This is a genomic window from Bradyrhizobium ganzhouense (genome assembly GCF_049949285.1).
Lineage (GTDB): Bacteria > Pseudomonadota > Alphaproteobacteria > Rhizobiales > Xanthobacteraceae > Bradyrhizobium > Bradyrhizobium ganzhouense.
In genome coordinates, this window is the sequence record NZ_CP181318.1 from 5,429,569 (window position 1) to 5,448,872 (window position 19,304).

A 19,304-nucleotide genomic window follows, 5' to 3' on the forward strand; every position below is an offset into this window, starting at 1 on the left:
CAAAACCTATGTGCCGTATAGCAGAGGCCGGTTTTGCGCCGCAACCGGCGTGGATGGCCTAGCCGGCCAGCGCTTTCATGCGGGCCAGCGCCGATTTGGCGAGATCCCGGGTCAATTCGGCCGCGGGGACCTCACGGCCGAGCGCGATGGCCTGGCCGGCCCAGAGATTGGTGAAATCCACCCTGCCCTGCTTTTCGGCAGCCGTCTTCAGCGGCCCCAGCGCCGTCGCGGCATGCGGAAACGGCGGCGCGTCCGGCGAGATCGGGCCGGCCTCGCGCATCAGGCGGTTCTGAACACCACGCGCCGGGCGGCCGGTCATCACATTGGTGATGACCGTGGAATCGTCCCGCGCTTCGGCAAGCGCCTTGCGGCCGCCCGCGCTGACCTTGGACTCCGGACAGCGCAGATAAGCGCTACCGATCTGCACACCCGAGGCGCCGAGCGCGAAGGCGGCAGCAATGCCGCGCCCGTCGGCGATGCCACCGGCCGCGATCACCGGCACCTTCACGGCATCGGCAACCTGCGGCACCAGCGCAAACGTACCCGGCTGCTCGGCGATCTTTTCAGTGAGGAACATGCCGCGATGACCACCGGCTTCGGCGCCTTGCGCGATGACGGCATCGACGCCGCGCTGTTCGAGCCAGACCGCTTCCTTCACCGTCGTGGCGGACGAGATAACGAGGCAGCCTGCCGCCTTGACGCGCTTGAGCAGCCCCGCCTCGGGCAGGCCGAAATGGAAGCTGACGACCTCCGGCTTCAGCTCCTCGACGACCTCGCAGAAGGAGGCATCGAACGGTGCGCGGTTCGCCGCATTGATCGGTGCCGACGGATCGAGGCCATGCTCGGTATAGTAGCCCGTGAGCCGCTGCTTCCAGCGCGCTTCGGCTTCGGCCGTGAGCTCGATCGGCGTGTGGCAGAAGAAGTTCATGTTCACCGGCGCCTTCACGCGCTGGCGAATGATGTTGACCTGCTCGCGCGCCTTCTCCGGCGACAGCATCGCGCTCGGCAACGAGCCAAGCCCGCCGCCCTGAGCCACAGCAATCACCAGCTCGGCATCCATGACACCGGCCATCGGCGCCAGCACGATCGGGAATTCGGTCTTGAAGAGATCAATCAGTCGACGGTCAGGCCACATGGTGTGTCTCTCTTGGTTCAGGCGAGCGATGCGATGGAGTTGCGCCGGCCAGCGAGCAGCTGCTCGGCCTCAGACGCAATCCGCTCGACGATCTCGGCCGCCGGTGGAATATCATGGATCAGGCCGACCGCTTCTCCCGCAAAGACGGCCGCGATTTCGAAATCGCCCGCCATTTTTGCCGCGGCATACTCCCTGGCAATTTCGTCTGCGCGCTGCATCAGCTCGACCTCGCGGCCCGTCCAGCTCTTGATATGACTATTGACTAGCGTGCGTGCCGTGAACGGAGCCGGCCAGAACAGTTTTCGCGACCAGTCGGGAACAACGCCGCGCACGGTGCCATTGCCGTCGGCCGTGCGAATGCGCTCTTTCGCTTCCGCGGCGCCATTGGCCTCGACGCTTGCATAGAAGCGCGTGCCGACCAGCACGCCGGATGCACCGAGCATCATCATCGCTGCGAGGCCCCGGCCATCGGCGATCCCACCGGCGGCGACGACAGGCACGCGTCCCGCCGCGAGATCGACGATCGCGGGCACGATATCGACGGTGGTGCGCGATGCGCCATGGCCGCCAGCCTCTGTCCCCTGCGCAATCAATATCTCAGCGCCGGCATCGAGCGCCTGCTTCGCCATGTCCTCGCTCTGGACCTGGCAGATCAATCGCGCACCGCTCGCCTTGATCCGCGGCGCGAATGGCGCGGGATCGCCGAACGACAGCATGACCGCCTGCGGGCGCGCTTCGAGCGCGACGTCGAGAAGCTCGGGCTGCTTTGCCAAGCTCCAGGTGATGAAACCGATCCCGAACGGCGCAAAGCCCTTCAGCTCCGCGGCCTCAGCCTGAAGCCGTGTGCGGTCGCCGTAGCCACCGCCGAGGATCCCGAAACCGCCGGCCTCGCTGACGGCGCGGGTCAACCGGCTGCCCGCGATCGTATCCATGGGCGCCGACAGGATCGGATGCCTGATCCCGAGAAGCTCCGTCAGCGGCGTGGTGATCGGCATAGGGTCTCCCACTCTGGACAGAAACATTAGGCGCAACTAGCATTCTCGAAAAATGAATTGTTGCGAACGCTGCCATCACAAAAGCGAAACGACGCCATGGAACTAAGTGATATCCAGACCTTCGCCGCGGTCGCCCGCACCGGCGGCATCACCCGCGCCGCCGAAGAGCTGAACACGGTGCAATCGAACGTCACCCAGCGCATCAAGGCCCTGGAGGCCGAGATCGGCACGCCGCTGTTCGAGCGCCACAGCCGTGGTATGGCGCTGACCGGCGCCGGCAAGCGCCTCCTCCCCTACGCACAACGAATGGCCGCGCTGTCGCGCGAGGCCGTGCTCGCCGCGCGCGATGACGGCGAGCCAAAGGGACCGCTCGCGATCGGCTCGATGGAGACGACGGCCGCGGTGCGGCTGCCGCCGCTGCTGGCCAATTTCCACCGCCGCTTCCCCGCCGTGCGGCTGAGCCTGCGCACGTCGCCGACCGCTGATCTCGTCGCCGGCGTCCTCGAAGGCACGCTCGATGGCGCCTTCGTCGCAGGTCCGATCACGCATCCCGATCTCATCGCGACAAGCGCGTTCCGCGAAGAGCTGGTGCTGGTCAGCGCGCGGCGCTGGGCCTCGCTCGCCGAACTGCGCGCCGGCACGCCCGAGTCAGGCCCGACGGCGCTGGTGTTCCGCACCGGTTGCACCTATCGGCAGCGGCTCGAGCAAATCTTCGTCGAATTCGGCTGGCCTTCGGCAGCGCGCTTCGAGCTCGGCACGCTCGACGGCATGATCGGCTGCGTCGCCGCCGACATGGGCGTGACGCTGTTGCCGCGCGCGGTGGCCGAGCGCAGCGCGATGAACGGCAGCGTGACGATGCACGCGCTGAGCCCGTCGCATGGGCGCGTCGAGACGCTGTTCATCCAGCGCCGGGCCGGCCATCAAACCAGCGCGCTGAGTGGCTTCCTGTCATGCCTGACCAAGGACGACGCAATCATCGCGGCCTGATCCACCACCGCCGCAGAGCAACGAAGGCCCAGATCGCCTCGACGAGACCGAATGGCCAAGCCCCCTGCAGGAAGCCGTAGGCCGAGCCGAGCGCACAGGAGGCGGCAAACAGCAGCACGAACCAATGGCTGCGGTCTTCGAGGGCGTAAGTGACCAGCATCGCCGTCACGGCGAACAGGCCGAATAGTGTCAGTGCATCCATGTTCCGGGTTCACTCCGCGGCGCGACGCGTGATATGCGCTACACCATGCCGGCTCTTATCCTGCCCCTCGTCGATGCTGCAACCCACTGGCCCGAACGCGGCGGGTTGATTGGCCTTGATCTCGGCACCAAGACCATCGGCGTTGCCGTGTCCAATCCGGACCGCCGGCTCGCCACAGGCGTGGAGACCATCCAGCGCAAGGCGTTCAAGCAGGACGCGGCGCGGCTGCTCTCCATCGCAACCGAACGCAAGGTCGTCGGCTTCGTGCTCGGCCTGCCCATCAACATGGATGGCAGCGAGGGCCCGCGCGCGCAGTCGACCCGCGCCTTTGCGCGCAATCTGGCCAATCTCACCATGCTTCCGATCGGCCTGTGGGACGAGCGCCTCTCGACCGCGGCGGTCGAGCGCGAGCTGATCGGCATGGACGTCAGCCGCGCCAAGCGCGCCGAGGTGATCGACGAGCACGCCGCCATCTTCATCCTGCAGGGCGCGCTCGACCGGCTCGCCAATTTGCGCACGGCATCGGGGAATAGCTGATCCATGGCGGTCGTGATCGCGGCGCTGCTGCCGGTCTTCATCCTCATCGTGCTCGGCGTCGTGCTCAGGCACAGCCTGATGCGGCTGGACACGCAATGGCACGGGCTGGAGCGGCTGACCTATTTCGTGCTGTTTCCGATGCTCTTGATCCAGACGCTGGTGAAGGCCGATCTCACAAAAGTGCCGGTCGCCGGCGTCGGCGGCGCGCTGCTGCTGTCGGCGCTCGCGATGTCGCTGCTCTGCCTCACGCTCCGCCCTGCCCTGTCGCGGCTGGACATCGACGGCCCCGCTTTCACCTCGATCTTCCAGGGCGCGACGCGCTGGCAGACTTATGTCGCGCTGTCCGTCTCCGCCAACATGTTTGGCGAGGTCGGGCTGGCGCTGGCCTCGGTCGCCATGGTCGCGATCATTCCGCTGGTCAACGTGTTCAGCGTCGCCGTGCTCGCGCACTACGCTTCGCCGAAAAAGCAATCCGCGCGTACGATCGCCATGACGGTGATCCGCAATCCCCTGATCTGGGCCTGCGTTATCGGCCTCGTCATCAATGTCGTCCATTTGCCGCTGCCAAAGATCTGGCACGAGGTTGCGGACGCGCTCGGCCGCTCCTCGCTCGCCATCGGCCTGCTCGTCACCGGCGCCGGCCTCCAGCTCAAGGGCCTGCTCCGCCTGAGCCTGGGCGCAACGCTCGGCGTGGCGTTCAAGCTGGTGCTGATGCCGATGCTCGCCCTGGCGCTCGCCGTCTGGTTCGGGCTGTCGGGCACCAACCTCGCGATCGTCGCGATCTGCGCGGCGGTGCCGACCTCGCCGAGCGCTTATGTGCTAGCCCGCCAGATGGGCGGCGATGCGCCGCTGCTGGCGCAGATCATCACGCTGCAGACGATTTTGGCGGCGATCACGATGCCGATCGCGATCGCGCTGGTGGCCACCAGGCCCTAAACGTAAGGCCCAACCGAGAAGTAGATAAACGTGTTCACCGCGGAATGGGCAATGACCGCAAGCCACGTTGAATTGCCACTGGCGCGAAGATGGCCGAAGGCGAGCCCCATCAGGAAGACATTGAAGCGCCCGAACCAGTCGTATTGCACGTGGCCGAGCGCCCACAACGCGGACGCCAGCACGATCGCGCCGTTCGGCCCCAGGAACGACTGCGACCAGCCGCGAAACATAAAGCCCCGAACGACGAACTCCTCGACCATCGGCGCGACGATGCAGCTTCCGATCAACAACGCGAGCAGCCCCGCCGTCCCGCCAACGATGAGATCCGGGCCGGGCTTGTATCCGCCCGAACCAATGTTGGACGCCAGGACCATCTCGACCGACAGGACGATGGTCATCAGGGACAAGGCACGTACGACCTCGCCTCCGCTCGGCCAATTCAAGGCAAGGTATTCCGAGAACCCTCTGCGGGCCATGCGGATCGCGATCCACAGCACGAAGATAGCTGCCGGCGCTCCCAGGATGGTGCCGGTGCCCTGCCATCGGCCCTGTAGCCATACGGCCTGAAGCTCCGTCGCCGATAGCGTCCCGCCCCCAACATAGTTGACGATCACATACCTCAGCGCGATCCCGCTCGTGAGCATGAATGCGAGGTCAGCGAGCAAGGCGACGAGCAACGTCTCGGCGAAATCCCAGGTGCGAGGCTGCGGCGTCGCGCCCGTCGCCGATCGGCCTGCCTTTTCGAGTTCGGACATCTGGGCTTTCCCCGACAACGTCGGAGCGAAGGTTGGTGTAGGTACTACCTCAACATACTAGGCAACCGTCAGACGGGCAATTGCCACTGCTCGGGATCAGAGCGATCGAAACCGCAGGCTCCCGCCTCAGCTCCCCAGCCACATCGTCAGCACCACCGCTGTCATGTTGTTCAGCGCATGCAGCACGATGGTGAGCCAAAGCGAGTTGGCGCGATAGCGCATGTAGCCGAACCAGAGGCCGATGGAGAATACCTCGGCGAGGAAGTAGAGATCGTACTGGATGTGTACCGCCGTCCACACCAGCGACGACAGGATGATCGCGCCGGGCACGCGCAGAAAGCTCGCCGACCAGCCGCGGAACAGGAAGCCGCGCGCGAGCACCTCCTCCGACATCGGCGCCGCCACGCTGAAGGCGAACAGCAGCAAAAGCGCCGCGCCCTTGTCGCGGCCTGATTTCAACAGGTCGGTCATGAAGCCCGGCGTCGCTTCGCGGCCGAGGGATCGCGACGCCACCTCCCAAGCCATCACGGTCAGGAGGAGCCCGGCGGCGCCGAGCAGGAATTGCCTCCAGGTCGGCCAGTGCAGTGCCAGATAATCGACGAAGGATGCTTTCTTGATGCGAATGGCGAGCCACGCGACCGCTAGCGTCGCGGGCAGACCCATGATGACCGACAGCGCCAGCGCCTGAGGCTCGGCACCGATGAGTTGCATCGATGCGAGGTTGAGCGGCAGACCGCGGTGCATCACCAGCAGGACGATCGCGCCGATCTGTCCGACGAACATCGCGACGAAGAGCAGGATCCCCCATAGCGCGGTGCCCCAGAACTTCCAGACACGCGGCGGCGCAGGTGTCTCGGTCGGCGGCGGATGGTCGGGATTAAGGGAATCCATCGAAAGGCTTTCGTTTGGCAGGCTCAAGACAGCGCGCGCTCCAGCAACGCACGCACGTCGCTGCTCTCGAGCTCCACCGCGCCATACATGCTGCCATGATTGGCGGCGAGACGCGTGGCCGCGAAAAGTTCAGCATTGTGAGGCGCGACGCCATTGAGTGCCGCTGCCGCGGCAAGCAGTGCCAACTTCTCGACCGCAAGCCGCGCGACACGCTCGCCGTCCGCGCGACGGAAAGTCGTGCCGATAAAAGCGGCGGCCTCGCCCGCCCCGGACAGCCCTTTGGTCTCAGCCGCAAGCCCTTGCAGCACCGCGATTGCCGCCTCCGGCTCGCGCGCGAGCGCGCGCAGCACGTCGAGGCACATCACATTGCCCGAGCCTTCCCAGATCGCGTTGACCGGCGACTCCCGATAGTGACGCGCCAAAATGCCGTCCTCGACATAACCATTGCCGCCAAGGCACTCCATCGCTTCATAGAGGAATGGCGGCGCGCTCTTGCAGGTCCAGTATTTGATCGCGGGCGTCAGAAGCCGCATGTAAGCGGCCTCGGCAGCATCATGCGGCATGCGATCGAAGGCGCGGCAGAGCCGCATCACCAACGCCGTGCTCGCCTCCACGTGCAGCGCCATGTCCGACAGCACGGCCTGCATCAGCGGCTGATCGGCCAGATGCTTCTGGAACACGCTGCGGTGCCGGGCGTGATGCAGCGCATGCGCGAGCCCCGAGCGCATCAGGCCGACCGAGGCGATTGCGCAATCCTGCCGCGTCAGCTGCACCATCTGGATGATGGTGCGGATGCCCATGCCCTCCTCGCCGACGCGTTCGGCATAGGCGCCGACGAACTCGACCTCCGAGGACGCATTGGAGCGATTGCCGAGCTTGTCCTTCAACCGCTGGAACTGGATCGCGTTGACGGATCCGTCAGGCGCGAAGCGCGGCATGAAGAAACAGGTCAGCCCCTGCTCGGCCTGCGCCAGGACGAGGAACGCGTCGCACATCGGCGCCGACATGAACCATTTATGGCCGGTGATGCGATAGGCGTCGCCGTCGCGCACCGCGCGCGTCATGTTGGCGCGCACGTCGGTGCCGCCTTGCTTCTCGGTCATGCCCATGCCGAGCGTCATGCCGCGCTTGTCCCACCACGGCGCGAAGCTTGGATCATAGCTCCTGGTCGACAACACAGGCATCACCCTGCCCAGCAGATCCGGCTGCATCGCCAGCGCGGCGACGGAGGCGCGTGTCATCGTGATCGGACAGAGATGGCCGGTCTCGACCTGCGAGGCCATGTAGAATTTTGCGGCACGAATGACTTCGGCCGCATCACCCGCGGGTTTCCCCACCGCGGTCCAGGTCGAATTGTGTACGCCGGCATGCGCGCTGTGCGCCATCAGCTCGTGATAGGCCGGATGAAACTCGACCTGGTCGCGACGATTGCCCTTGGCATCGAATGTGCGGAGTTTTGGCGTGTTCTCGTTTGCGGCGCGGCCGCGATCGGCCATCGCGGCCGAGCCCCAGTGCCGGCCGAACTCCGACAGCTCCCGCTCCGCCGCCGCGCCGCCATTGACCTTCACGGCCTCGACCAGCGGACGGTCCACGGCAAACAGGTCGACGTCCTCGAACGGCGGCGACTGGTTGAAGACCTCGTGGGTCGCAAAGCTCGGCTGGGTCATCTGCTTCCTCGGCGCGGACTCAGTTCCGCCGCGGCTGGATCGGGAAATCATAGGCCGCCCCGCCCGCCCCCGGCAGCGAAAAATGCCACCACTCCTTCGAATAGTTCACAAAGCCTTGCTTCGCCATCGCAGTCACCAGCCGCTTACGCCAGGCGCGCTGATCCCGTGTGATCGACGGTGCTGCGGTATGCCCCATCGCATCCGTGCAATCATAGCCGGTGCCCATGTCGACGCTGCCCTCCGGCAGCCGCGCCGCGACCGGCGCCGTGCAGTCGGCGTAGGATCTCGACGGATCGATCCTGGCGGAATTGTCGGCCTTGAGATCGACCAGCGTGAGGTCGAGCGCGGCACCTGTCGAGTGCTGCGAACGGCTCGCGATATAGCCGAGGCGAAACAGCTCGGTCTTGGGGATCCGCGGATTGTAGCGCCGATCGGCTGATGTCTCGTGGCCGTTCTGCGACCATTTCACCATATCGAGCGAGGCGCGCGCCGGCCGGTAGCAGTCGAACATCTTGAGCGACAGATTCTGTGCGGCCAGATCCTGCTGGACCGCTTTCAGCCGCAACCCCACCTCCCGCTTCACCACGCACTCGCCGGCGCCGTAGCCGGCGAGCGGACGGCCAATGAAATTGTTGGAGCTGGCGTAGCGGATGTCCTGGATGATGGTGGGATCGACGTCGCGCAAATAGACGAAGCCGCCCGGGAGTGATTGGGCGTGAGCTTCGCCGACAAGCGTCACGACCAAGAGCGCGGTCAAAATTGTTTTCAACTGAAGCCCCCACACCGTCTTGGCCGGGCTTTGTCCCGGCCATCCACGGCCTTTTTACGTCAAATGCGAATGAAGTACGTGGATGCCCGGGACATAGGCGAGCGGAAGCGACGCCGTCCTTCGGACGGCTATGCCCGGGCATGACGGAGAACTCGGAGACGGGTCACGCCACGGCGACATTAAGACAGATCAGGGGATAACTCCCCGCCCCGGCATTGGCCCTTGCTCCCCCCGCCATCCGCGCCTATAGCTCTCGCTTTAATGACATCGAAATCGACCTTCGTCCTCGGCCACCGGCATTTGCTGGGCATCGAGGGCCTTTCCGCGGCCGACATCAGCGGCCTCCTCGACCTGTCCGAAGAATATGTCGAGCTCAACCGCCAGGTTGACAAGAAGCGCACCGTCCTGCGTGGACGGACGCAGGTAAACCTCTTCTTCGAGGCCTCGACGCGGACCCAGTCCTCGTTCGAACTCGCGGGAAAGCGTCTCGGCGCCGACGTCATGAACATGTCCGTGTCCTCCTCGTCCATCAAGAAGGGCGAGACGCTGGTCGACACCGCGATGACGCTCAACGCCATGCATCCGGATATCCTGGTGGTGCGCCATCACGCCTCCGGCGCGGTGGAACTGCTGGCCCGCAAGGTTGACGGTTCCGTGATCAATGCCGGCGACGGCGCGCATGAGCATCCGACACAGGCGCTGCTCGACGCGCTCACCATCCGCCGCAACAAGGGCCGGATCGAGGGCCTCGTGGTCGCGATCTGCGGCGACGTGCTGCATTCGCGCGTCGCCCGCTCCAACATCATCCTGCTCAACACCATGGGCGCCCGGGTCCGCGTCGTCGGCCCCTCCACGCTGCTGCCGCCCGGCATCGAGCGGATGGGTGTCGAGGTCGCGCGCGACATGCGCGAAGGGCTCAACGGCGCGGATATCGTGATGATGCTGCGGCTGCAGCGCGAGCGCATGAACGGCTCCTTCGTGCCGTCGACCTCCGAATATTTCCACTATTTCGGGCTGGACCAGAAGAAGCTTGCTTACGCCAAGCCCGACGCACTCGTGATGCATCCGGGCCCGATGAACCGCGGCGTCGAGATCGACACTGCGGTCGCCGACGGTGCGCAGTCCCTGATCCGCGAACAGGTGGAGATGGGCGTGGCCGTGCGCATGGCCGTGCTGGAAGCGCTCGCCCGTAACCTGCCGAACGCGTGATGCTCATGCTGATTGACCGCCGCCCGATCCTGCTCGCCAACGCCCGCGTCGTCGATCCCAGCAGGGATTTCGACGGCCCCGGCGACGTCCTGATTGCCGACGGCATCATCCGCGAGGCCCGTCGCGGCATCGGTGCGGCCGGCGTCCCCGAGGGCACCGACGTCGTCAACTGCTCCGGCAAGATCGTGGCCCCCGGCCTGATCGACATGCGCGCCTTCGTCGGCGAGCCCGGCTACAGCCATCGCGAGACCTTTGCCTCCGCGAGCCAGGCGGCCGCGACCGGCGGCATCACCACCATCATCTGCCAGCCCGATACGTCTCCGGTGATCGACAATTCGGCGACCGTCGATTTCGTGATGCGGCGCGCGCGCGACACCGCGATCGTCAACATCCAGCCGATGGCTGCTCTCACCAAGGGCATGCGCGGCGAGGAGATGACCGAGTTCGGCCTGCTGAAGGCCGCCGGCGCGGTGGCCTTCAGCGACGGCGACCGTAGCGTGACCAATGCGCAGGTGATGCGCCGCGCGCTGACCTACGCCCGCGATTTCGACGCGCTGATCGTGCATCACACCGAGGACCCCGATCTCGTCGGCGAAGGCGTGATGAACGAGGGCGAGTTCGCCTCGCGCCTGGGCCTGATGGGCATCCCGAAGGCTGCCGAGGCGGTGATCCTCGAACGCGACATGCGCCTGGTCGCACTGACCGGCGGCCGCTATCACGCCGCTTCGCTGTCCTGCATCGAGTCGCTCGAGATCCTGAAGCGCGCCCGCGATGCCGGCCTTGCCGTCAGCGCCTCGGTCTCGATCAACCATCTTGCGCTGAACGAGAACGACATCGGGCCCTACCGCTCGTTCCTGAAACTGTCGCCGCCGTTGCGCACCGAGGATGATCGCCGCGCGCTGGTGGAGGCGGTGGCCTCCGGCCTCGTCGACGTCATCATGTCCGATCACAATCCGCACGACGTCGAGATGAAGCGCCTACCCTTCGCGGAAGCGGCTCCCGGCGCCATCGGCCTCGAGACCATGCTGCCGGCGGGCCTGCGGCTGGTTCACAATGAGGAGCTCGACCTCAAGACGCTGATCCGGGCGATGTCGACCCGGCCGGCGGAGATTTTGGGCCTGCCCGGCGGAACCCTGCGCACCGGCGCGCCGGCCGACGTCATCGTGATCGACCCCGACGTGCCCTGGGTGGTCGATCCCGCCGACCTCAAATCGCCCTGCAAGAACACCCCGTTCGACGAAGCCCGCTTTACAGGCCGCGCTATCAGGACCATCGTCGGCGGGCGAACGGTGTACGAGCATGTCTAATGGACGCTGGTTATGTCAGCCATGGAGACACCGCCATGGGGCTTGATGCATTCCTGCCGGTGGCCTTCGTCATCGGCTATTTGCTCGGCTCGATTCCATTCGGGCTGGTGCTGACCAGGCTTGCCGGCACGCAGGATATCCGCTCGATCGGTTCCGGCAGCATCGGCGCCACCAACGTGCTGCGCACCGGCCGCAAGGGCCTCGCCGCGGGCACCCTGCTGCTCGACGCGCTCAAGGGCACCGCGGCCGTGGTGATCGCCGGCTATGTCGCCGGTCCCAACGCTGCGATGGTGGCTGGCCTCGGCGCCTTCCTCGGCCATCTCTTCCCGGTCTGGCTCAAGTTTAGGGGCGGCAAGGGCGTCGCGGTCTATATCGGCATCCTGCTCGGACTGTTCTGGCCGGCCGCGCTGGTGTTCTGCGTGCTCTGGTTAGCTACTGCCTTCACCACCCGCTACTCCTCGCTCTCGGCGCTGGTGGCGTCCTTCATCACGCCGCTGTTCCTGTGGTGGTTCGGCCACCTCGCATTGTCCGCGCTGGCCGTGGTGCTGACGCTGCTGCTGTTCTACGCGCATCGCGAGAACATCAAGCGGCTGCAATCCGGCAAGGAAGGCCGGATCGGCGAGAAGGCTTGAGTAGCGTTTTCGAGCGAAGTGGATACCGGTTCGCGTCAAGAAAACGCGTCAAAGCAAAATCCAAAGCCGGAAAAAGTACCGATACCGCCGCGGCGTCTCCGTATTTTATGCCAATTCCTGTTCGCAACTCGGCAGCCCTTCGCGGCCGGTGGTGGCGAACGGGTTCCATGCCTGTCATCCTGATAACGGAAATGGCGTTACGCGGTTGCTCAGAATGAGCGAGAAGATTGACGGCACGCATGACGACGGTGGCTCGCAGGGCACTGCGGCAAGCCGGCTGCTCTTATCGACCAACATCTGGTCCGACGTGCCCTCGCCGCCGCCCGCGCCGAAGCCTGTCCCCGCTCCCCCACCTGCTCCAGTATCGCAAGCTCCTGTAACGATCGAGGTCGCAACCATTGTTGCGCCCGTGCAGGAGCGCGCCAACCAATGGCCGCCCAAAAGACTGTCGCTGGCGCTCCAGGGCGGCGGGACTTTTGCCGCCTTCACCTGGGGCGTGCTGGAGCGGCTGCTGGAGGAGCCTTCCATTGAATTCGACACGATCAGCGGCGCCAGCGCCGGCGCCATCAACGCGCTACTCCTGGCCTGCGGCCTTGCCGAAGGCGGACGCGAAGGCGCGCGCAGCCGGCTGAACCGGTTCTGGGTCCGGCTGATGCACGAGGCCTCGTTCCGCTCGCTGATGCTGATCGGCGGCTTCTCGCCGGCGGGAAGCTCGGTCGCCTTCGGTCCGACGCTGCGCTCCGGCCAGTTCGATCCGTTCGATCTCGATCCGCTGCGCCTGGCGCTGTCGCGCGACATCAATTTTGCGCTCTTACGCGATGCCAAATGCCCAAAGCTTTTGATCGCGGCGACGCGGATCCGCGACGGGCAACAGCAGATTTTTGGCAATGACGCTGTAACCGCCGACGTCGCGCTGGCCTCGACCTGCCCGCCCCTGGTTCACTGCGCCGTCGAGATCGACGGTGAGGCCTATTGGGATGGCGGCCTTGGCGGCAATCCGCCGCTGATAAAACTGGCGCAGCAATCGGCAACCGCCGACCTGCTGCTCGTCCAGGTCACGCCCACGCGCGACAGCTACGTGCCGATCACGCTCGCCGCGATCGATCGCCGCCTCGACCAGATCGCGGCCAACGCCGCCCTCAAGGCCGAGATCGCAGCGATCGCATGGGCGCAGTCCCGCACAGCCCCCGCGCTGCGGCTCTCTAAAATAGCCGCAGAAGATTCGATCGACGGCCTCGCTCAACGCTCGTCGACCGATCTCGGCCGCGGCTTCATCCGCACGCTGCACCGAAGCGGCCGCGAAGCCGCCGAGCGCTGGCTCGGGCAAAGCACGGCGGGCGCCGAGGCCCAACGCGCCCTGCCCGTGGCCGAGCCTGCGCTAACCTGATTTCGCCAGCGCATTCTCCAGGAACCACGCCGCGGCAAGCGCCACGGGATCGTTGCCGAAGCGTGCGATCACCTGCACGCCGATCGGCAGGCCACCGACCTTCATCACCGGCACGTTGACGCACGGGTTGCCCATCAGCGTCCACAGCCGGTTGTAGCGGGGCGAGCCGGTCGAGGCGAGCTCCTTGGCCGGCGCGGTACCCGGCGCCGAATAGGTGAGCAGCACGTCGACCCCCTCGAACAATTCGCCAAGCTCGCGACGGCCGCGGCGGGCGATCCGGCGGGCGTCGTCGTATTCCTTCGGCGTCAGTCCGACGGTGGCGTCGAGACTTTCGCGAAGCATCGGCGCGATCTCGTCGTGATGCTGGTCAAACTCCCAGGCCAGCGCACGATGTGCCTCAAAATCCTGGATGATCGGATGGATGCGCCAGGCCTCCTGCACCGCCTCGGGCAGATCAATGGTCTGCACGCTGGCGCCGGCGCGCTCCGCCGCCTTGATCGCCGCCAGCAACCCCTCTTCCGCGGCCGGCTCGACGGCCTCGGCAAACTCCTGCCTGACCACGCCGATGCGCGGCGCCTTCGCCGCGACAATGCCGTCGAATTCAGTGCGCCCGGTGATCGCCAGCAATCCGCGCGCGAGATCCTCCGCGCGCGATCCGAACAGGCCGACCGTGTCGAGCGCCCACGAATAGCATTTGACGCCGATGGTCGGCAGCATCCGGAACGACGGCTTGATCGCAGCAGCGCCGCAATAGGCCGCGGGCCGGATCACCGAGCCGCCGGTCTGCGTGCCCAGCGCCAGCGGGATCATGCCGGCACCGACGGCCGCCGCCGAGCCGGAGGACGAGCCGCCCGGCGTATGGCCCAGATTGTGCGGATTGAGCGTCGGGGTCGGATCGCGCGAGGCGAACGCCGTCGTCGTGGTCTTGCCGATGATGGTGGCGCCCGCCCGCTTCAGCATCATCACGACCGGCGCGTCGCTGCGCGGCTGCCAGCCGCGATAAATCTCCGAGCCCATCTCGGTCGGCATATTGGCGGTGTCGATGATGTCCTTGATGCCGACCGCGATGCCGCGCAGCGGGCCGGAGGCCTGCGCCTTCGCGGATTTGTCGTGACGGACGAAGGCGCGGACGTCCTTCTCCTTGGCCTCGATCGCCGCGTGCGACTGGGCGATGGCGTCATCGGGCGAAAGCTCGCCGCTGGCGATGCGGCGCTGGAGATCGGCGAGTGAGATCATGGCAAAATCCTTCTTATTGGCATCGCTTTTAGCATCGCGACGAGGCCGTGCAAGCGCACGCCGCTGTTGCCCACGCCCTCAGGTTGCTCCATGCTGCTCTCACAAGGAGACGCCGTGGACGCCATCAATCCAAGCGTGGAGCTAAGTGAAGCCGAGCGGGTCGACCGCTTGCGGCTGATCCGCTCCGACAATGTCGGGCCGCGCACCTTCCGTTCGCTGGTCGATCACTTCGGCACGGCGCGTGCCGCACTGGAGCGGCTGCCGGATTTGGCGCGCCGCGGCGGCGCGTCGCGATCGGGGCGCATCTGCAGCGCGGACGAGGCGAAGGCCGAGCTTGCCGCGAGCCGCAAGTTCGGCATCGCCTGGCTCGCGCCCGGCGAGGACGGCTATCCGTCCCGGCTGGCGACACTCGACGATGCGCCGCCGCTGCTCGCGGTGCGCGGTGACAACGTGACGCTGATGCGGCCGATGATCGCGATCGTCGGCTCGCGCAATGCCTCCGGCGCGGGCTTGAAGTTTGCCGGCCAGCTCGCGCGCGAGCTTGGAGAGGCCGGCTTCATCGTCATCTCGGGGCTCGCGCGCGGCGTCGATCAGGCCGCGCATCGCGCCAGTGTCGAGAGCGGCACGGTCGCGGTGCTCGCCGGCGGACATGATTGCATCTATCCGCCCGAACATGGCGATCTGCTCACCTCGATCCTCGATCACCAGGGCGCGGCGATCTCCGAAATGCCGCTCGGCCACGAGCCACGCGCCCGCGACTTTCCCCGCCGCAACCGGCTGATCTCGGGCGCCGCGCTCGGCGTGGTCGTCGTGGAAGCAGCCCACCGCTCGGGCTCGCTGATCACCGCGCGCATGGCGGCCGAACAGGGCCGCGAAGTGTTCGCCGTCCCCGGCTCGCCGCTCGATCCGCGCGCCGCCGGCACCAACGACCTGCTCAAGCAGGGCGCCACGCTGGTCACCGAAGCCGCCGACATCATCAACGCTGTCGCACCGATCATGGAGCGGCCGCTGATGATTCCTGCGAGCGAGCCCGACAGCGAGCCGTTCGAGAACGATCCGCAAGGACATGACCGCGAGCAGATCACGGGCCTGCTCGGCCCGGCTCCAATCTCGATCGACGATCTCGTGCGGATGTCCGGCGCCTCGCCCGCGATCGTGCGCACGGTGCTGCTTGAGCTGGAGCTTGCCGGCCGGTTAGAGCGTCACGGCGGCGGTCTCGTTTCGCTTCTCTAGGTGCTGCCGTTGCGCTTGTCGAACTGCGTCCGTGCCGACGCGATCTGCTCCTGGTGCTCCTTCGCCCATTGGCCAAGCGCCATCACCGGCTCCTGAAGCCCGCGGCCGAGCTCAGTCAGCTCGTAATCGACGCGCGGCGGAATGGTCGGGAAGATCGTGCGCGTGACGAGGCCATCGCGCTCGAGGCCACGCAGCGTCAGGGTCAGCATCCGCTGCGAGATACCGTTGATCATGCGCTTCAGCTCGTTGAAGCGCTTTGGCCCATCGCTCAGCATCATGATGACGAACACGCTCCATTTGTCGCCGACGCGCGACAGGATCGAGGCCACGCCGCGGCAGTCGGTATGGTCGGGGTCCGGCATCCGTGGTGCAGGCAAATCGGTGTGTGCAGGTCTCAAAGATGTGCCCATGGCTCAAAAAAGTGCGTTCTTGCGGGGAATTTGACAGTCACTCATGTAGTGCGGGTTACAAATCTATACCATGGGTGACCCTAATGAAACTCCTCCATATCGACTCCAGCGTGCTCGGCCCCCACTCCGTCTCCAGACAGGTTTCCGCCGCCATCGTCGGCCGTCTCACGCAGGCGACGCCTTCGCTCGACCTTGTCTATCGCGACCTGACCCAGACCCCGCTCGCCCACCTCTCCGGATCGCACCTTGCGGCCGCCCAGGGCGCACCCGCGCCTGCGGAACTCGGGCCCGACCTTGCCGCGAGCGCGGCGGTGCTGAACGAGTTCCTCGATGCCGATATCGTCGTGCTCGGTGCGCCCATGTACAATTTTACGCTTCCGAGCCAGCTCAAGGCCTGGATCGATCGCGTGCTGGTGGCGGGAAAGACGTTTAAATATGACGCGAACGGACCGCAGGGCCTTGCCGGCAACAAGCGCGTGATCGTGGCGATCTCGCGCGGCGGCTATTACGGCCCGGGCACGCCGGCCGCCTCGCTCGAGCATCTCGAAACTTACTTGCGCGGCGTGTTCGCCTTCATGGGCATCACGAGTCCCGAATTCATCGTCGCCGACGGCATCCAGGTTGGCCCTGAGCATCGCGAGAAGGCGCTGGCCGGCGCGCTCCAGGCGGCCACCAGCTTGCGCGCCGCGTAAGGCTATGCCGACGACAGCCGCTGCCGGACTCCGGTGGCGGCTGACAGATCGCGTGAGCTAAAACCAGGCGCCCTGCACGCCCAGAATAACGGCGACGAGCGATATCAAAAGGCCGATGCCGGAGAATATCGCCACCCCAATGAACTCTGACATGTCGGAGCGCTTTGACGTGTCGGAGCGCTTCGCAGGAACGGCGGATCGTTCAGTGTAAATACGCGGTGCTGAAATCGGAGAAAAAATACGTGCTGCTGCCTTTGGCATAACGGGTTCCCTTGAATGGGTGGTCTTATGACCCCTACCCGTAGAAAAGTCTTGGCAGCACGCGCGAAGGTTCAACGCATCACGCAAGCTTCAGAAAACACGTCTCGTCGGATGTGGGAACCGGCCGGCGCAACCGCCTCTCGCGCGCCGACCGATTCAATTTGCACTCGAATCGATCAACCGCGATAGATCGGCGCGCCGCTCGGAGAGGCAACTGCGCCGCCGTCGACAAAAATCTCCTGGCCCTGGATGTGCGCGGCATCATCGGAAGCGAGGAACAGCACCGTCTTCGAGATGTGATCTGGTTCACCAATGCGCCCGAGCGGCGTCGTCAGCGCGATGCGCTTCTCGAACGCCTTCTCGGCTTCGGGCGTTGCAATCGCTGCGCCCCAGATCGGGGTGCGGATCGCACCGGGCGCGACCACGTTGACGCGGATGCCGCGCGGCGACAGTTCCGAGGCCATGATCCGCGCCATCGCCCGCACGCCGGCCTTCGCCGCGCCGTAAGCCGAGTAACCGGGAATGCCGAGCACGGAGATCACCGAGCCGTTGAGGATGATCGAGGCGTTGTCGTTGAGATAAGGCAGCGCCGACTGAACCGTGAAGAACACGCCGGTCAGGTTGGTGCTGATCACCTTCTCGAAAACCTCCCGCGTCGCCGAACCAAGCGGCGTGCCGCCGGGGATGCCGGCATTGGCAAACACGATGTCGAACTTGCCGAATTTCTCAGCACCCTTCTTGATCGCGGCTTCGGTCGCGGCGATGTCGGTCGCATCGGCCACGAGCGCGAGCGCCTTCGGCCCGAGCTCCTTCGCGGCGGCCTCCAGCGTCCCCCTGTTGCGCCCGGTGATCACCACCTTCGCGCCTTCGGCCACGAACAGCTTTGCCGTCGCCAGACCAATGCCGCTGTTGCCGCCGGTGATCAGTGCCGTCTTGTTTTGAAGTCTCATGCTCGCCTCCAGTGGTTGCATAATGAAACTTGATTGCCATCTAGGCCAAATGGTTTTATGATGCAACCACACAAGCGCGTGATCGGCGCCGAGATCGGGCGAATGCGACAGGATCAGGACGATGGTGAAACGAACGAGTTTTGAGGGTGACGGTTGCCCGGTCGCCCGATCGCTGGAGGCGATTGGCGACTGGTGGACGCTCCTGATCATCCGCGAGGCGATGCTCGGCCTGCGCCGCTTCGGTGAGTTTCAGAGCAAGCTCGGCATGGCCAAGAACATCTTGTCGGCGCGACTGCGATCAATGCTCGACCATGGCATTCTGGCGATGGTCCCCGCCTCCGACGGCAGCGCCTACCAGGAATATGTGCTGACGCCGAAGGGACGTGGCCTCTTCCCGATCCTGGTCGCGCTCCGGCAATGGAGCGAGGAGTTCGACGATCACCCCGAAGAGATCGAGACGATCATGGTCGATCGCGCCAAAGCCCGGCCGGTGAAGAAGCTCGAGCTGCACGCCGAGGATGGACGGTTGCTCAGCCTGGCCGATATCACCCTGAAGCCGCGGCCGGCGCCACGGCGGCGATCGGCGTAATGACGGCGCACTGCGCCACCACACTCGCAATGACGTGGTTCGAGCGGCGCGCTAAACTCTCTCACCGTCACTGAGGTGTTCGCCTCTTCGGCGAGCCTCGAAGGGCGACGGCCCGGCTGCATCAGCGGGGCCGCTCATCCTTCGAGGCTCCCGGCACGATGCTCCGCATCGCGCCACTCGCGCCTCCAGCGACAAAGGCTTCGCCATTGCGCGGGGATGACGGGGCAGATACCGACCGAGAGCTCACGACAGCTTGCGCTTGCTCCGCAGCCGCAAATGCTCGTCCGCCTCAAGCTTGGTCATCCCTAAGAGATAATGCAGCACGTCGAGCTTGTGCTGTTCGGCGAGCTTGCGCAATGCGCCCACCTGCTCGGCGATGAAGGCGACGGCTTCATCGACCCCGCCTTCCCCCGGCTCCTCGTTGCGCGAGCCTCCCCGCGCGCCGGTTGCGGCGCGCGCCCGTTTCTTTCCTGGCTTTGCCACCAGCCCCACCCGAATCCATGCCCCAAGGAAACATTACGCCG

Annotated in this window: 22 protein-coding genes; 10 read left to right on the top strand and 12 right to left on the bottom strand. The window is 65.8% G+C overall.

The features are described 5' to 3' along the window. Positions 1–58: 58 nt before the first annotated feature. On the bottom strand, positions 59–1,135 hold the full coding sequence (locus ACLFLU_RS24940; protein WP_426407474.1) for an NAD(P)H-dependent flavin oxidoreductase: 1,077 nt from the start codon (positions 1,133–1,135) through the stop codon (positions 59–61). A 17-nt stretch (positions 1,136–1,152) separates the two neighbouring features. After that, positions 1,153–2,130, bottom strand: a complete 978-nt coding sequence (locus tag ACLFLU_RS24945) for an NAD(P)H-dependent flavin oxidoreductase (protein ID WP_426407475.1) — start codon at positions 2,128–2,130, stop codon at positions 1,153–1,155. Between the two features lie 96 nt (positions 2,131–2,226). Here ACLFLU_RS24945 and ACLFLU_RS24950 point away from each other — a divergent pair, with 96 nt between their 5' ends. Beyond that, positions 2,227–3,117 carry a LysR substrate-binding domain-containing protein gene (locus ACLFLU_RS24950; RefSeq protein WP_426407476.1) on the top strand — a complete coding sequence of 297 codons (891 nt, stop codon included), beginning with the start codon at positions 2,227–2,229 and terminating at the stop codon, positions 3,115–3,117. On the opposite strand, the gene ACLFLU_RS24955 is transcribed toward ACLFLU_RS24950, so the two are convergent. After that, a complete protein-coding gene (locus ACLFLU_RS24955; protein WP_426407477.1) occupies positions 3,104–3,319 on the bottom strand; it encodes a hypothetical protein in 216 nt (71 codons plus the stop codon). The genes ACLFLU_RS24950 and ACLFLU_RS24955 overlap by 14 nt on opposite strands. A 45-nt stretch (positions 3,320–3,364) precedes the next feature. Here ACLFLU_RS24955 and ruvX point away from each other — a divergent pair, with 45 nt between their 5' ends. Then, a complete protein-coding gene (gene ruvX / locus ACLFLU_RS24960) occupies positions 3,365–3,856 on the top strand; it encodes a Holliday junction resolvase RuvX (RefSeq protein WP_426407478.1) in 492 nt (163 codons plus the stop codon). Between the two features lie 3 nt (positions 3,857–3,859). Then, positions 3,860–4,792: an AEC family transporter gene (locus ACLFLU_RS24965; protein ID WP_426407479.1), complete on the top strand. Its 933-nt coding sequence runs from the start codon at positions 3,860–3,862 to the stop codon at positions 4,790–4,792. Here the strand turns inward: ACLFLU_RS24965 and ACLFLU_RS24970 are convergent. The 4 genes from ACLFLU_RS24970 to ACLFLU_RS24985 form a co-directional block, all read right to left on the bottom strand. Next, complete coding sequence (locus ACLFLU_RS24970) at positions 4,789–5,547, bottom strand: CPBP family intramembrane glutamic endopeptidase (protein WP_426407480.1); 759 nt, start codon at positions 5,545–5,547, stop codon at positions 4,789–4,791. The genes ACLFLU_RS24965 and ACLFLU_RS24970 overlap by 4 nt on opposite strands. A gap of 126 nt (positions 5,548–5,673) precedes the next feature. Then, positions 5,674–6,438 carry a CPBP family intramembrane glutamic endopeptidase gene (locus ACLFLU_RS24975; protein ID WP_426407481.1) on the bottom strand — a complete coding sequence of 255 codons (765 nt, stop codon included), beginning with the start codon at positions 6,436–6,438 and terminating at the stop codon, positions 5,674–5,676. Positions 6,439–6,461: 23 nt separating this feature from the next. Then, the gene (locus ACLFLU_RS24980) at positions 6,462–8,105 is read right to left on the bottom strand and encodes an acyl-CoA dehydrogenase family protein (protein WP_426407482.1); all 1,644 of its coding nucleotides are present in this window, start codon (positions 8,103–8,105) and stop codon (positions 6,462–6,464) included. A gap of 19 nt (positions 8,106–8,124) precedes the next feature. Continuing rightward, a complete protein-coding gene (locus ACLFLU_RS24985) occupies positions 8,125–8,874 on the bottom strand; it encodes a M15 family metallopeptidase (protein WP_426407483.1) in 750 nt (249 codons plus the stop codon). A 261-nt stretch (positions 8,875–9,135) separates the two neighbouring features. On the opposite strand from ACLFLU_RS24985, the gene ACLFLU_RS24990 reads away from it, so the two are divergent. From ACLFLU_RS24990 to ACLFLU_RS25005, 4 genes are all read left to right on the top strand, one after another. Then, positions 9,136–10,083, top strand: a complete 948-nt coding sequence (locus tag ACLFLU_RS24990; protein ID WP_027530024.1) for an aspartate carbamoyltransferase catalytic subunit — start codon at positions 9,136–9,138, stop codon at positions 10,081–10,083. 5 nt (positions 10,084–10,088) lie between these two features. Further along, positions 10,089–11,390: a dihydroorotase gene (locus tag ACLFLU_RS24995; RefSeq protein ID WP_426414070.1), complete on the top strand. Its 1,302-nt coding sequence runs from the start codon at positions 10,089–10,091 to the stop codon at positions 11,388–11,390. Between the two features lie 35 nt (positions 11,391–11,425). Next, complete coding sequence (gene plsY / locus ACLFLU_RS25000; protein ID WP_426407484.1) at positions 11,426–12,022, top strand: glycerol-3-phosphate 1-O-acyltransferase PlsY; 597 nt, start codon at positions 11,426–11,428, stop codon at positions 12,020–12,022. 214 nt (positions 12,023–12,236) lie between these two features. After that, positions 12,237–13,409: a patatin-like phospholipase family protein gene (locus ACLFLU_RS25005; protein ID WP_426407485.1), complete on the top strand. Its 1,173-nt coding sequence runs from the start codon at positions 12,237–12,239 to the stop codon at positions 13,407–13,409. Here ACLFLU_RS25005 and ACLFLU_RS25010 read toward each other — a convergent pair. Next, entirely contained in the window at positions 13,401–14,645 is a 1,245-nt protein-coding gene (locus ACLFLU_RS25010) for an amidase (RefSeq protein WP_426407486.1), read from the bottom strand. The genes ACLFLU_RS25005 and ACLFLU_RS25010 overlap by 9 nt on opposite strands. 90 nt (positions 14,646–14,735) lie before the next feature. Here ACLFLU_RS25010 and dprA point away from each other — a divergent pair, with 90 nt between their 5' ends. Then, positions 14,736–15,878 carry a DNA-processing protein DprA gene (gene dprA, locus ACLFLU_RS25015; protein WP_426407487.1) on the top strand — a complete coding sequence of 381 codons (1,143 nt, stop codon included), beginning with the start codon at positions 14,736–14,738 and terminating at the stop codon, positions 15,876–15,878. Here the strand turns inward: dprA and ACLFLU_RS25020 are convergent. Beyond that, positions 15,875–16,288: a winged helix-turn-helix transcriptional regulator gene (locus ACLFLU_RS25020; RefSeq protein WP_426407488.1), complete on the bottom strand. Its 414-nt coding sequence runs from the start codon at positions 16,286–16,288 to the stop codon at positions 15,875–15,877. The genes dprA and ACLFLU_RS25020 overlap by 4 nt on opposite strands. Positions 16,289–16,371: 83 nt before the next feature. Here ACLFLU_RS25020 and ACLFLU_RS25025 point away from each other — a divergent pair, with 83 nt between their 5' ends. Further along, entirely contained in the window at positions 16,372–16,980 is a 609-nt protein-coding gene (locus tag ACLFLU_RS25025; RefSeq protein ID WP_426407489.1) for an FMN-dependent NADH-azoreductase, read from the top strand. 57 nt (positions 16,981–17,037) lie between these two features. On the opposite strand, the gene ACLFLU_RS25030 is transcribed toward ACLFLU_RS25025, so the two are convergent. Together ACLFLU_RS25030 and ACLFLU_RS25035 are read right to left on the bottom strand one after the other, a co-directional pair. After that, positions 17,038–17,241: a hypothetical protein gene (locus tag ACLFLU_RS25030; RefSeq protein WP_426407490.1), complete on the bottom strand. Its 204-nt coding sequence runs from the start codon at positions 17,239–17,241 to the stop codon at positions 17,038–17,040. Between the two features lie 176 nt (positions 17,242–17,417). Then, positions 17,418–18,191, bottom strand: coding sequence for an SDR family oxidoreductase (locus ACLFLU_RS25035; RefSeq protein WP_426407491.1), 774 nt, complete (start codon positions 18,189–18,191; stop codon positions 17,418–17,420). 121 nt (positions 18,192–18,312) lie between these two features. Between ACLFLU_RS25035 and ACLFLU_RS25040 the strand changes: the two genes are divergently transcribed. Next, on the top strand, positions 18,313–18,780 hold the full coding sequence (locus ACLFLU_RS25040) for a winged helix-turn-helix transcriptional regulator (RefSeq protein WP_426407492.1): 468 nt from the start codon (positions 18,313–18,315) through the stop codon (positions 18,778–18,780). 243 nt (positions 18,781–19,023) lie between these two features. On the opposite strand, the gene ACLFLU_RS25045 is transcribed toward ACLFLU_RS25040, so the two are convergent. Beyond that, positions 19,024–19,263, bottom strand: a complete 240-nt coding sequence (locus ACLFLU_RS25045; protein ID WP_426407493.1) for a hypothetical protein — start codon at positions 19,261–19,263, stop codon at positions 19,024–19,026. Positions 19,264–19,304: the final 41 nt, after the last annotated feature.